Raw genomic sequence first — 12,618 nt, forward strand, 5'->3', positions numbered from 1 at the left:
CTTGCCTGAGCAAGGCAAGCGGAGTCGCTACTCAAGCAGCAATGAAGCTTCCGCCAGCTGTCGCATCGATGCGGTGCGAACGGCGCAGCAGCTCGACGGTGCGCTCGACCTCAGCGGCCTCCCTGGTTGCGTCCCATCCGAGAGCAGGGGCGATCGCGCTGGCTGCGACGCGGAGCCGATCCTCGGTGAGGCCCCCGACAAACGCGACGGAGGTTCGGCGGAGCAGGAGATCGTCAAGGTGGACGACCTGCTCAGTTGCCGCGAGGTGTGCGAGCTCTGCCGCGGTGTAGCCGGGGAGCTCCGCGAGCTCAGCATCGGTCTCGGGGGTGGCCTCGAGCACTTCGGTCGCCCGGGTGCCGTAGCGTTCGAGAAGCGCTTCAACGCGAGCCGAGTCGCGTCCGTCTGCGTGTTCGGCTACCCACCGGAGGCGGGCGTCGGCGTCCGCGGGGAAGCCCTTGCCTCCGCCGATTGCGAGCGAGGCCGTGCTGACTTTGCCCTGGCGGCCGAGCAGCTGCATGGTGTCGTTCGCCAGGTGTTCTGCGAGCGCGCGGAATGTGGTCCACTTGCCGCCAACGAGGCTGAGCATCGGCACACCGAGTGTGTCTGACTGCACGATGCGGTAATCGCGGGAGACGAAGCCGGGTGCGGTGTCGTCGTGATGCGGGAGCGGGCGGATGCCGGAGAAGGAGTACACGATGTGGGTCCGGTCGACGGCGATTGCGGGGAAGACATTGCCAATGAGGTCGATGAAGTAATCGACCTCTTCGTCGGTGCACACGACCGGTTTCGCTGGGTCAGCGTTGATGTCTGTGGTGCCGACGAGAACGCGGCCCTTGAGCGGGTAGATGAGGACGATGCGGCCGTCGGAGTGCTCGAAGAAGATCTCGCGGCCTCGCGTAGCCTCGAGCAGCTCAGGGTGATCGAGGACAATGTGGGAGCCCTTTGTGCCGCCCATAAAGCCGGTCTGCTCGCCGAGCGCAGCGTTCGTGATGTCGGTCCATGGGCCGCTTGTGTTGAGCACGACACGTGCGGTGAAATCGAATTCCTCGCCCGTCGTCTCGTCGCGAAGCGTCACGCTGCTGCCGTTCATTCCTGCGGCGCTCAGGTAATTCGCGGTGCGTGCGCGATCGCCGCCGGCTACCTCGCCGTCGTGCATGACGTCGAGCGCAAGCCGCTCGGGGTCGTGCATCGATGCGTCGTAGTAGGTTGCGGTGTACTTGATGTCTGTGTTCATCGCTGGCAGCTCGGCAAGCGCTTTCTTCTTGCCGAGGAAGCGGTGGCGTGGCACGTGTCCGCCGTCGCGGGAGAACGTGTCGTACATCGTGAGGCCCATCTTGATGAGCGCTGCGCCGCGCTCGCGCGGCTTGCCGCGTCCGTGGGTGACGAGAAGGCGGAACGGTGCAGAAAGAATGCCTGAGAGGGTCGAGAAGATCGGGATCGTGGTCTCGAGCGGCCGCACGTAGTGTGGGGCGGTGCGGAGCAGCCGGTTGCGCTCAGTTACGGACTCCTTGACGAGCCGAAACTCACCGTTCTCAAGGTAGCGGATGCCGCCGTGGATCATGTGGCTCGACGCTGAGGAGGCGCCGGAGACAAAGTCGCCGCGCTCGACGAGTGCAACGTCGACCCCCTGGAGTGCGAGGTCGCGGAAGGTAGCGATGCCGTTAATGCCAGCGCCAATGATGAGCACATCTGCGGTGGGGCGTGAGCGAAGCTGCACAACGTTTGCGCGCAGGGAATCGTGGCTGGCATCCATGTACATTCGGCCTTTCTGTGGTCCTCCACTCAGCATGCTCGTAAAGTGCACTGAATTGCAAAGCCGCTGGACATATGTGCAAGACTGGTCGGGAACCGAAGGGCGTTGCGTGGTCGAGGAACGAAAAAGTGTGAAAATGCGCGAGGCGCTTGCCGCAGCGCAGCTGTACTATCGGCAAGACTTCACGATGGAAGCGATCGCGAAGGAGCTCGGCGTCTCCCGCTCCTCGGTGTCACGACTGCTCAGCTACGCGCGCGACTCAGGGCTCGTTGAGATTCGGATCCATTCGCCACAGGAGGCCCGCTCGCGCATCGAGCAGCGCTTTGCTGAGCGTTTCGGCGTCGTAGCGCACGTTGTCCCGGTGCCTGGCAAACTCTCCGAGGCCGAACTGCTCGACCGCACAGCGCAGGCCGCAGCCCACCTCATTGCCGCGAGCGTGAAGCCGCGCTCGATCGTCGGCGTTGCGTGGGGATCAACGATGACCGCCGTCACGAAGCACCTTCCGGCGACGAGCAAACCGGGGGTGCAGCTCGTGCAGATGAACGGGGCAGCCAACGTGTACTCCACTGGCGTGCAGTACACCACGGAGCTGCTCGGAGGCTTCGCCGAGAAGCTATCCGCTGAGGTGTTCCAACTTGCCGTACCCGCAATCTTTGACGACCCTGCGACCCGCGAGGCGCTCTGGCGGGAACGGTCCGTTGCCCGCGTGCTCGATATGCAGGCCGCAGCAAACCTCTTCGTGTTTGGCCTCGGATCCCGCATTGGGGATCCCCGCTCCCACATCTACGCAGGCGGCTATCTCGGGGCGGAAGACCTGAGTCAGCTCGCGGCCGAAGGGGTCGTCGGCGACTGCGCGAGCAGGTTCTTCCGCATTGATGGAAGCACGGCGGGGATCCCCGTGAACGACAGGTCAAGCGGACCAGCATTTGACGCAGTGCGACGTGCGCCGCAGCGCATCTGCGTGGTCTCGGGCTCGACAAAGCGCGACAGCCTCAGAGGCGCGCTCGCGGCCAAACTCATCACCGACGTCGTCGTGGATGAGGCACTCGCGCGACTCGTGCTCGCCGCCGAGTGATTCTGGCAGGCGGTGGTGCCGAGTGTCGGCGGTATGTGGTGTGATTGAGTGGTGGGAACAGGACTGAGAACGACGCCGTCGATGCTGCACGTCGACATGGACGCGTTCTTCGTGTCCGTCGAACTCCTCGACCGCCCAGAACTCAAAGGCCTTCCCGTTGCCGCAGCGCACGACACCGCGAGGTCGGTGGTTTCGAGCGCCAGCTACGAGGCCAGGCGATTCGGGGTGCGATCCGCCATGCCCGTCGGTCGTGCAAAGCAGCTGTGCCCACAACTGGTGCTCGTGGAACCCGTGTACGAGAAATACCGCCTCGCTTCCCGCGCCGTCATGACGATATTCCGGGAGTTCACCCCGCTCGTTGAACCGCTCAGCATCGATGAGGCATTCCTGGATGTCGCCGGCTCAGTAGCCCTGTTCGGGGAACCGCTTGAGATTGCACGGCAAATCCGAGAGCGCGTGCTCGAGCGCACCGGCCTGCCCGTCTCCGTCGGCCTTGCCGGAACCAAGTTCGTCGCGAAGCTCGCATCCCAGCGAGCAAAACCCGACGGGATTCTTGAGATCCCACCCGCGCGGACCATCGAGTTCCTGCACCCGCTCCCCATCGGGGCGATGTGGGGCGTAGGTGCTGCCACGGAGCGGGCGCTTAAGGCTCGGGCGATCCACACGATCGGCGACCTCGCGCGGGAGCCGCTCGCATCCCTGCGAAGCACGGTCGGAAACGCGAGCGCCGAACGCCTGCACGAGCTCGCCAACGGACGTGACGCGCGCGGGGTCGAGACGTCGCGGGCCGAGAAGAGCATCGGGCACGAGGAAACCTTCGCGACCGACGTCGCCGACCAGGAGAAACTCGAACGGGAGCTCTTGCGGCTCGCGACGAGAACCGCGGAGCGGCTGCGTGACGCCGACCTCGAAGCTCGGACGGTGGCGATCAAAGTGCGCTGGGACACCTTCGAGACCGTCACGAGATCGCGCACGCTTCAAGAACCAACGAACGCAACGCAGCGCATCTACCGGACGGCACGCGAGCTCTTCGATGCGCTATCGCCAGACGGCAGGCCGGCGCGACCCGTTCGGCTGATCGGGGTGCGAGCCGAACAGCTGCTGCCATCGGGCAGCGACGGGCAGGCGCTCTGGGACGACGATGAGCAGTGGCGGGCAGTCGATTCAGCAGTGGACGAGGTGCGCGAGCGCTTCGGCGCTGCAGGGCTCACGTCCGCGCGGTTGCTCGGCGGTCGCGACGACGTGGTTGACCCGCGGTCCCTGCAAGACCCCGGGTAAGCCCGAAGCTCGTTCTTCACGGAGCTCAGCTCCCCAGCCAGAGCGGTCGGTCGCAACGGCAGCGCCCAGCATGCGTCCGCGTTAGCCAGCCGCACGCGTCCGCGCAAGTCAGCTCAGGTCTCGTCGCTCGCGTTTCCGAGGGCGAGTACGGCTTCGAGCAGCGCAGCGAGCCAGTCGTAGACAAGGACGGTACCGCGCGTCGCGTCCGCGTCGATGAGCCGGTCGTAGTCTGCCTCGCGTTCAAGCCCGATGCGCGCCGCCATGGCGAGACGCAGGGCGGTGACGGTGCGGGCCCACGCTGGAAACGACTCCTGCGTAATGTTTACCGCCACAGCGGAGCCATCGATGAAGTGGTGCCCGTCCTCATCATCGGTGTCGACGTATGCCGCTGCGCCGTCCGGTGAGGTCGCATCAACGTTGCCGTCGCCGCGATCTCCGTGGGCTCCCGGAGACGATTCCCGGGCAGCGAACTCTAGCTCACCGGCGTCCGAGGGTGTGACAGTGAGATCAGCGATGACCCGCATCGCATCCTGGAGCTTGCGGTTGAGGAGACCCTGCTCGGTGACGCGCCGGAAACTCGCTGCGTCAGCTGCGTCTGCAAATGCATCAGGGAGCAGCCGCGCAAGCGCCGGATCCTCCGGCGTCTCATCCGTTCCGCCAACCTCGAGGCTTGCGAACAGTGGATCGGGATCGAACGGCGTGTTGCTGTGGCTCTCGAGGAGGAGGATGAGCTGCTGCACGAGCTGGCCGAGCACGCCGACTTCTTCCGGGGCGAACAGGATCTCGATTCCGCCGTCGCCCGGCCGGAGCTTCACGAGTCGCCCTCCGGCTCAGCCGTAGCCCACAGGCCGTACTCGTGCATGGCTTCAACGTGCAGCTCCATCGCTTCGCGGCTGCCCTCCGCTACGACTGCGCGGCCAAAGCTGTGGACACGGAGCATGAGTTCCTCTGCGCGCTCCGTAGAAAACCCGAAGTGGGAGCGGAAGACATAGCTGACATACGACATGAGGTTGACGGGATCGTCCCAGACGATCGTGCGCCAAGGCTTCGCGGGGGCCACAGCTATTGACCCCTCCCCGCGGGGGCTCCGCTCAACGTCAGGAATGTGCTCGACCACTATCCCCACCCCAGCTCGTGAATGCGCTCCTCGCTGAGACCAAGGAAGTGGGCGACCTCGTGCACGAGAGTCACCCTGATCTCGCTGACCAGCTCGTCGTGATCCACACAGTGAGCGAGAAGGTTCAACCGGAAGAGCGTGATGCGGTCTGGCTCTTCGCCGTAGCCATAGACCTCGCGCTCAGCGAGGGAGAAGCCCTCGTAGAGCCCCAGCGTGTCAGCGCCGTCTGGCGGAGTGTCCTCGACGAGGAAGATGACGTTGTCGAGCTGGTCGAGCATTTCGTCTGGAAGCGTGTCAAGGCCGTCGGAGACCAGAGCCTCAAACTCATCGCGTGACACATCGAGCATGCTTTCACCCTAGCGGCTTGGCCCGTGCGCCGCCGCAAGAATCTGTGAGGAATTCGCATCAGGGCACTGAACGCGGCACGCGCCACGGCGTTGCCTGTGCGGATGGCCGCAGCTAGGCCGGTGCGCCCGGGGCCTGGGGCGCGCGCCCAAAGGGCCCCGGCAGGCGCTCCTGGGCGGCGAAGCCGGCCCCCGCTAGCCCATCCGGTACGCGTGCACGGGAAGCGCGTATGGCACTCCAGCGTGCTCGCCCCCGGAGGTGAGCACACCCGTGACGAGATCCTCCGGAGTCGGGTGATCCGGGAGCGCCGCGAGGTACTCCCGGTGCGCGGCGAGTGAGGCGATACCGCGCTCGAGCGATTCCGCCGATACTTCGATCGCGTGATCTGGGTGGTGGGCGGTCGCGAGCAGCCAGGTGGTCTTCCACGCGGTGAGCCCGTCGCTGAGCTGTTCGCGGAACAGCCACGGATTGTCGGCATCGCGGATCGCGTCGACGACTGCGAGGCCTGTTGCGCGATGATCTGCGTGATTCAGGCCCCAGCCTGCTTCGAGGTCCCACGTCATCGTGACGACGGCGTCGGGGCGGGAGAAGCGGATCTCGTTCGCGATTCTGCGCCGTGTTTCGACCGAGTGCTCGAGCAGGCCATCAGGCAAGTCGAGAATCGTCAGTCGGCTCACCCCGACGATCTCGCACGCCGCGCGCTGCTCCTCTGACCGCAGCGGCCCGACTTCCTCAGGCGCGCGGTCACGCATGCCTGCCTCCCCGGCGGTGAGTAGTAGGTAGGAGACCTCGATGCCCTGCGAGGTCCATTCGGCGACGGCCGCCGAAGCGCCATATTCCATGTCGTCTGGGTGCGCCACGATGCAGAGGACGCGCTGAATTCCGGTCGGGTCGAAGCGTTCGAGAGTCGTCATGCCCCGAGCCTAGCCTCGGCCCCTGCGTAGCTCTAGCGCGCCCCGAGCACGGCTCGGCCTCGCCGGTTGGACTGACCCGCGCGCGTTACGCATGAGATCTGCCGTTTCTCACTCAAAATCTCGCGAAAACTCACGACTTACTGCAGTTTTCATGGATATCGCCAGGCGAGGGGCGAGGGGCGAGGGGCGTGGATCGCGGTTCGCCGGTTGCGGACCGAGGATCGCGGAGCTCTGTCGACCGCGACCACCCCCAGCCTCGCTTAGCCGCGCCCCGGTGCTCGGGCGAGCACAACCACCCCTGTGAGCGCGAGCAGTGCAAGCCCGGCGAGGCCACCCGCGACGGGGGCTAGGGCGACGTCGGGTGACACGGACGCGCCGAGGATCAGCGCCCCCGCGACGGCCAGAGCGATTGTCTCGCTCGCGAGTCGTGCCGTGTTGAGCACCCCGGCGGCGCTCGCCGACACTCGCTCTGGAACTGCCGCGAGGGCTGCCCCGTCGAGCACGCCGGACGTGAGGCCAACGGCCGCGCCGACTGCGAGGAGGCTCGTCGCGAGCGCCGTGAGATTCCCGTGCAGTCCGAGGCTCATCGCGGTCGTGCCTAGACCCACTGCCGCGAGGCCGAGCGCGAGGCAGGCAAGCCAGGTTGGGGAGATGCGCCTCGCGAGCCTGGCGCCGACACTCGGGAGCACCACGGTCGGCACAGTGAGCGCGAGCGTCGCGACCGCTGCCTCGCCCGCTCCGCGTTCGGAGAGCGCAAGGGGGAGGAACACGACTAATGGAACGAAGACCGCCATGAGCGCCCCGGCAGCGGTTACGAGCGCGAGGAACTGCCGCGAGTGCAGCAGTGCGGCGGGCACGAGGGGCGATGCGGCTGCGCGTCCCAACGTCGCGGAGGCGACGCAGAGCAGTAGCGCGCCCCCGAGCGCCGTGGCCACAAGCGGGTCGCCGAGACCCCGTGGGGGGATCTCGCCGACGCCGACGGTGAGCGCAAGGAACGCACCAGTAAAGAGCAGCGCCGATCCGAGCGCTGGTCGGGGCAGTCGCGGCGCCCGCTGGAACGAACCCGCGCATGCAAGCAAGATAAGAGCGATCGCGGCGAGCACTGCGGGCACCGCGAACACGCCCCGCCACCCGAGATGGCCGACGACGAGCGAGCTGAGGAGGGGGCCGAATGCGAGGCCAGCGCCCATGATGGTGCCAAGGGCACCGAACGCTCGGCCGCGACGCTCCGGCCCCGCTGCGTTGGAGAGCAGCGCGGTGCCGCCCGTGGTTGCCGCGGCCGCACCGACGCCGGCAATGGCGCGCGCGACCACGAGGAGTTCGGGGGTTGAGCCGAGTGCGAGCGCGCCCGCGGCGGCCGCGAAGAGGCACACGCCGATGGCGTAGATCCGGTGCACTCCCAGCCAGTCAGCGAGGAGCCCGCCGAGCAGGAGGAATGCCGCGAAGGCAGCGTTGTAGGCCGTGACGATCCACGGCAGCAGCGGAGCCGCGTCGAACTCCGCTGTCAGGTGCGGGAGCGCGGCGGCCGGGCCGGTGATCGAGAGTGGGAAGATGAGCGACGTCGTGAGGACGGCCGCGATGACGAGTGCGGGCCGCGCGTTGCGTGCCGCAGAAGATGGGGTGTGCATTGACCGCTTCCGGAGTGAGTCGGAGGGCGCAGTCTGCGCCGCTCCGAGGGTTCGGGGGAGCGGCGGCTGGGAACTGGGTTCAGGCCGCCGAGAGGGCGGCCGAGCGATCTGAGATGGGCACGGCTCGAGTGTACACGCCGCGCGTGTCCAACGAGCCGGTGGATCGTGCGCCGGTCGCTCCGGCGGAGGTGGATCGCGCGAGGGTAGTGCGCCGGTGGGCGAGGGGCTACTCGCCTCAACGCTCGGGCGACAGTGCGTGCTGGGCTGCTCGGGGAAACGACCGAGGCCCACACTCGCTGGGATTTCTCCGAGCGAGTGTGGGCCTCGATTACTTGGGGTGGCTAACGGGACTTGAACCCGCGACCACCGGCACCACAAGCCGGTGCTCTACCGACTGAGCTATAGCCACCATGCGACCGAGCGAGCAAGCTCACTTGGCAACCTGACAAGCATATCCCACGCTCGTGCGCGTTGCCAATTCGCGGGATGAATCACGGCATGTCTGCGTGCTGGATGCGGGTCCCAGCACGCACTCGGCTATGCCGTTGGTGAAGCTGTGGTGTCCTGTGCCGCTGGCTCGGCGTCGATGAGCGGCGCGTACTGTTCGCTCACTGCGCCCGCGATCTTCTTCGACGTCTTCGAGTCTGGCCCCTTGCCATCAACGAGCACGGTGCCGCGGAAGTAGGCGAGCTCCTGGATGGACTCTGCGATGTCTGCGAGGGCCCGGTGGCCGCCGCGCTTGTCTGGTGCTGCGTAGTACGCGCTCGAATACCAGCGGCGCGAGAGCTCCTTGATGGTGGACACGTCGATCGAGCGGTAGTGCAGCCGTTCCTCAAGCGTTGGCATGTACTTCGCAACGAAGCGGCGGTCCATACCGATCGTGTTTCCAGCTACCAGCGGGCGGCGGCCCTCTGGCACGAAGCGGTTGATGTATTCGATCACCTGCGCCTCAGCATCGGCCGGAGTCACGCCAGCCGCGATGCGGGGGAGCAGCCCGGAGGTCTCGTGCATGTTGCGCACGAAATCGTTCATGTGCGCCATTGCGGCCTCGCCAGGGTTGATGACAATATCGAAACCGGAGTCGAGTGGCTTCAGGTCGAAGTCAGTGACGATCACGGCGATCTCACACAGCCCGTCGTTATCGGTGTCAAGCCCGGTCATTTCGCAGTCGATCCAGACGATCTGTTCTGCGGGGGCGTTCGACAAGATGACTCCTTTGAGCGGGGATACGGTCAGGCCCAGTCTATCCGCGCCGGTAGGCTTGCCGTCATGGCTATTCTCCCAATCACCATCTGTGGCGAGCCCGTGCTGCACCGCAAGGCTGCTCCCGTCACCGAGTTCGATGCGAAGTTGCGCACGCTCGTAGACGACATGTTCGAGACGACCGTTGCAGCCCCCGGCGTTGGCCTCGCGGCCCCGCAGGTCGGCATTGGGCAGCGCCTGTTCGTGTGGATGTATGAGGACCAGGACGAGGCACCGGCCGAGGGCGTTGCGATCAACCCTGAACTGTGGATCGCGCCGCTCGAGCCTGGCCTGCCAGAAGACGACGAGGTCGAGGGATGTCTCTCATTCCCCGGTGAGCGCTTCGCGCTGCGCCGATCGCCCCGCGCACTGCTGCGTGCACAAGACATCGACGGCAAACCGTTTGAGATCGAAGCGAGTGGCTGGTTCGCGCGCATCATGCAGCACGAGTACGACCACCTCGACGGGCTGCTCTACGTTGACCGTCTCGTGCACCCCGAGAACCGTGCTGCGCAGAAGATCGCGCGCAAGCGCGGCTGGGGCGTTCCTGGCCTGAGCTGGCTCCCAGGGGTGGACGACCTCGAGGGCGAGTAGGTTCTGCGCGTAGCTGCGCGCAACGACTCGCAGCTGCGCGCAGCTACGCCCTGCTGAGCGCCTCGGTCTGCTTCGCGGTCGCGGTCCAGGCGAGCGCGGCTGCGCACAGCAGCCCCGCGGTCACCCCAAACGCCCAGCCGAATCCGGCGAAATCGACGATGGCGCCCGCCACGAGCGGACCGAGCACGCCTCCGAGGTCGGAGGCCATCGAGTAGCTGGAAACGACCATGCCGCCCCTGCGCTTGCCCATCACGTCGGCGAGCACCGCCTGGTGTCCAGGGTTCGCGAGGGCTGAGCCAACGCCGGCGAGCACCATCACCGCCATGGCGATGATGAGTGAGCCCGAGAAGGGGAACGCGGCGAATGCTGCCGCGAGCAACACGAAACCGGTGATGAGGATCGGCGCCCGCCCGATCGTGTCGCTCCAACGCCCTGACGGGAAGATGAAGAGTGCATTGCCTGCGGCATACGCTGCGAGCACCCACGCCGCGGTAGGGGCGTCGCCGGAGAACACGACAGCGATGAAGATCGGAATGAGTGAGACCCGTACGCCGAACGACGTCCACCCGAATGAGAACGCGGAGAACAGCAGCGTGCGGAAGGTAGGCATGCGCAGCGCCTCGCGCAGGCTGATCTCTTCACCGACGACACGCGACCCCGGTGCTCGCTGCGGCAGCGCGTGCTTGCTTCGCAGGGCGATGGTGACGACGATCGCGGCAGCGACCAGTGTGAAAAAGTAGAAGATGAATGGTGCTCGGAGCCCGTAGCTCGCGACGATGCCGCCGAGCACCGGGCCGAGCAGGCCACCGAGCAGGAAGCTTGCCGCGTTGATGCTTGCGACCCTGGCGCGGCCCTGCGGCGGGCTCGCTTCGACGAGCAGCGCGGTCGCCGCAACGCTGAACATCGCAGATCCCAGGCCGCCGAGGCCGCGGAGCACGAGGAACTGCGGATAGTTCATCGCGAAGGCGGCAGCCCCCGTCGAAGCCGCGACGACGAGTAGGCCCGTTGTGTACGTCGCGCGCTCGCCAAATCGCCCAACGATCCACCCCGCGAGCGGGGCGCCGACGAGCCGCATGAGCGCGAACGCGCTGACAATCGCCGAGGCGGCGAAGGCGCTGACGTTGAACTCAAGCGCGAACTGCGGGATCGCCGGGGCAACGACACCGTAGCCGAGCGCGACGGTGAAGCCGCCGGCGACAAGCGCCCACACTTCGAACGGCAACCGAACCCGCTGCGGCGTATTCGCGGGCGGTGTTGCTGGCTGTTTGGGCACCGAATCAGTCTACCGCTGGAGCAGCGCCCGCCCCGGCTGTCTCCCATGGATAGACCCCCGGCTAGAGTGCCAAATGAAGCGCAAAGCGCTATAATTGGCAGTGACAGTGCCACTGGGACGACCCGGTGGCTGCGTGCTGAGTGGGGACGGCCTCGCAGAGGGGCAAACATATGTCCACCACATCCGTCATCAAGAGCGTGTTCACGCGCTCGGCAATCATCAAGCTTGTTCTGGGTTGGGGCAGCTTCGTGGCGCTCACCGTCGCGGGAGGCGCTCTGAACGGTGCGCTGTCTACTCCCGTGCTGTTCACCGTGCTCGCGGCTATTGTCGCGGTGATTCTGGCCGCGGCGTCAGGTGTCGTCACCGAAGCCGAGCACCTCGCCGAGAAGCTCGGGGATCCGTATGGCACGCTGGTGCTCACGCTCTCGATCGTGCTCATCGAAGTCATCCTCATTTCCGCTGTGATGCTGGGGCCGGGGGAGCACGCGACGATCGCGCGCGACTCGGTGATGGCGGTCGCGATGATTATCCTGAACCTCGTCATCGGAACAGCGCTCCTCGTTGGCGGCTTCAAACACCGCGACATGCGGCCCAATAAGAGCGGCGTCTCGGCGTACCTGTCGCTGCTCGTTGCACTGATCACCGTGGCCTTCGCGCTCCCGGCGCTGATCGGGGATGACGGGGCGTACACGCCCGCGCAGGCCATCCCGATTATTGCGCTCACCGTCGTGCTCTATGCGTTCTTCCTTGCGCGTCAGATGGGGGCGCAGCGCGCAGACTTCCAGGAGGTTGTTGCGGTGGCCGACCAACGGGCTGGCGCCGCGCTAACGGGTGTCCCTGCCAACCCTCAGCTGGGCGCGGAGCAACTCACGCCGGACGCCCAGACGAGTCAACTGGCCGACGCGCTGGCGAATCACAAGCCGGAACTCATCGCACGTGGCTTGTTGCTCGTCGCCATGGTCGTGCCGATCGTGCTGCTCTCGCATGACATGGCAGCGCTGCTGGATGACGGACTCGACCGTCTCGGTGCGCCGGTGGCGCTTTCGGGGATCATCATCGCCATGATCGTCTTCCTGCCCGAGACGATTACCGCGATCCGTGCGGCGCTCGCAGGGGAGATTCAGCGAGTGAGTAACCTCTGCCACGGCGCACTCGTGTCGACCGTTGGTCTCACGATCCCCGCGGTGCTCACCATCGGCCTGCTCACCGGGCAGACCGTCACCCTTGGTGAGGGCGCTACGAACCTGCTGCTGCTCGGGGTATCGCTGTTGCTTACCCTCACCACCTTCTTCGGTCGGAGAGTCACGGCATTGCACGGCGCAGCGCACCTGTTTGTGTTTGTTCTCTACGGCATCACCGTCTTCCAGTAGTCGAAAACGTGAAAGGTCGGCGGGAACTC

Annotated in this window: 12 protein-coding genes and 1 tRNA gene; 4 read left to right on the top strand and 9 right to left on the bottom strand. The window is 66.2% G+C overall.

The features are described 5' to 3' along the window. Nucleotides 1-31 precede the first annotated feature (31 nt). Nucleotides 32-1,753 (bottom strand): glycerol-3-phosphate dehydrogenase/oxidase, encoded by a 1,722-nt coding sequence (locus SD72_RS01360; RefSeq protein WP_042542707.1) that lies wholly within the window; start codon nt 1,751-1,753, stop codon nt 32-34. 136 nt (nt 1,754-1,889) lie between these two features. Here SD72_RS01360 and SD72_RS01365 point away from each other — a divergent pair, with 136 nt between their 5' ends. Together SD72_RS01365 and dinB are read left to right on the top strand one after the other, a co-directional pair. Beyond that, the gene (locus SD72_RS01365; RefSeq protein ID WP_042542605.1) at nt 1,890-2,828 is read left to right on the top strand and encodes a sugar-binding transcriptional regulator; all 939 of its coding nucleotides are present in this window, start codon (nt 1,890-1,892) and stop codon (nt 2,826-2,828) included. An 81-nt stretch (nt 2,829-2,909) separates the two neighbouring features. Further along, a complete protein-coding gene (dinB, locus tag SD72_RS01370; protein ID WP_052492376.1) occupies nt 2,910-4,106 on the top strand; it encodes a DNA polymerase IV in 1,197 nt (398 codons plus the stop codon). Nucleotides 4,107-4,219: 113 nt separating this feature from the next. Here dinB and SD72_RS18120 read toward each other — a convergent pair whose 3' ends face one another. The 7 genes from SD72_RS18120 to orn form a co-directional block, all read right to left on the bottom strand. Further along, nucleotides 4,220-4,921, bottom strand: a complete 702-nt coding sequence (locus tag SD72_RS18120; protein ID WP_042542607.1) for a DUF2017 family protein — start codon at nt 4,919-4,921, stop codon at nt 4,220-4,222. Beyond that, complete coding sequence (gene clpS, locus SD72_RS01380) at nt 4,918-5,172, bottom strand: ATP-dependent Clp protease adapter ClpS (protein ID WP_232299607.1); 255 nt, start codon at nt 5,170-5,172, stop codon at nt 4,918-4,920. Before clpS ends, SD72_RS18120 begins: the two co-directional genes overlap by 4 nt. A 50-nt stretch (nt 5,173-5,222) precedes the next feature. Further along, the gene (locus tag SD72_RS01385; RefSeq protein WP_042542608.1) at nt 5,223-5,570 is read right to left on the bottom strand and encodes a metallopeptidase family protein; all 348 of its coding nucleotides are present in this window, start codon (nt 5,568-5,570) and stop codon (nt 5,223-5,225) included. A 192-nt stretch (nt 5,571-5,762) separates the two neighbouring features. Next, nucleotides 5,763-6,482: a PIG-L deacetylase family protein gene (locus tag SD72_RS01390; RefSeq protein WP_042542609.1), complete on the bottom strand. Its 720-nt coding sequence runs from the start codon at nt 6,480-6,482 to the stop codon at nt 5,763-5,765. 260 nt (nt 6,483-6,742) lie between these two features. Continuing rightward, nucleotides 6,743-8,110, bottom strand: coding sequence for an MFS transporter (locus tag SD72_RS01395; RefSeq protein WP_042542610.1), 1,368 nt, complete (start codon nt 8,108-8,110; stop codon nt 6,743-6,745). A 333-nt stretch (nt 8,111-8,443) separates the two neighbouring features. After that, nucleotides 8,444-8,519, bottom strand: a tRNA-His gene (locus SD72_RS01400). A 128-nt stretch (nt 8,520-8,647) separates the two neighbouring features. Beyond that, the gene (orn, locus tag SD72_RS01405; protein WP_198141816.1) at nt 8,648-9,316 is read right to left on the bottom strand and encodes an oligoribonuclease; all 669 of its coding nucleotides are present in this window, start codon (nt 9,314-9,316) and stop codon (nt 8,648-8,650) included. Between the two features lie 63 nt (nt 9,317-9,379). Here orn and def point away from each other — a divergent pair, with 63 nt between their 5' ends. Continuing rightward, on the top strand, nt 9,380-9,946 hold the full coding sequence (gene def / locus SD72_RS01410; protein ID WP_042542611.1) for a peptide deformylase: 567 nt from the start codon (nt 9,380-9,382) through the stop codon (nt 9,944-9,946). 43 nt (nt 9,947-9,989) lie between these two features. Here def and SD72_RS01415 read toward each other — a convergent pair whose 3' ends face one another. After that, nucleotides 9,990-11,219, bottom strand: a complete 1,230-nt coding sequence (locus SD72_RS01415; RefSeq protein ID WP_042542612.1) for an MFS transporter — start codon at nt 11,217-11,219, stop codon at nt 9,990-9,992. A gap of 170 nt (nt 11,220-11,389) precedes the next feature. On the opposite strand from SD72_RS01415, the gene SD72_RS01420 reads away from it, so the two are divergent. Continuing rightward, nucleotides 11,390-12,589 carry a calcium:proton antiporter gene (locus SD72_RS01420; RefSeq protein WP_042542613.1) on the top strand — a complete coding sequence of 400 codons (1,200 nt, stop codon included), beginning with the start codon at nt 11,390-11,392 and terminating at the stop codon, nt 12,587-12,589. Nucleotides 12,590-12,618: the final 29 nt, after the last annotated feature.

Origin of the sequence: Leucobacter komagatae, from assembly GCF_000834055.1 — a bacterium.
GTDB lineage: Bacteria > Actinomycetota > Actinomycetes > Actinomycetales > Microbacteriaceae > Leucobacter > Leucobacter komagatae_A.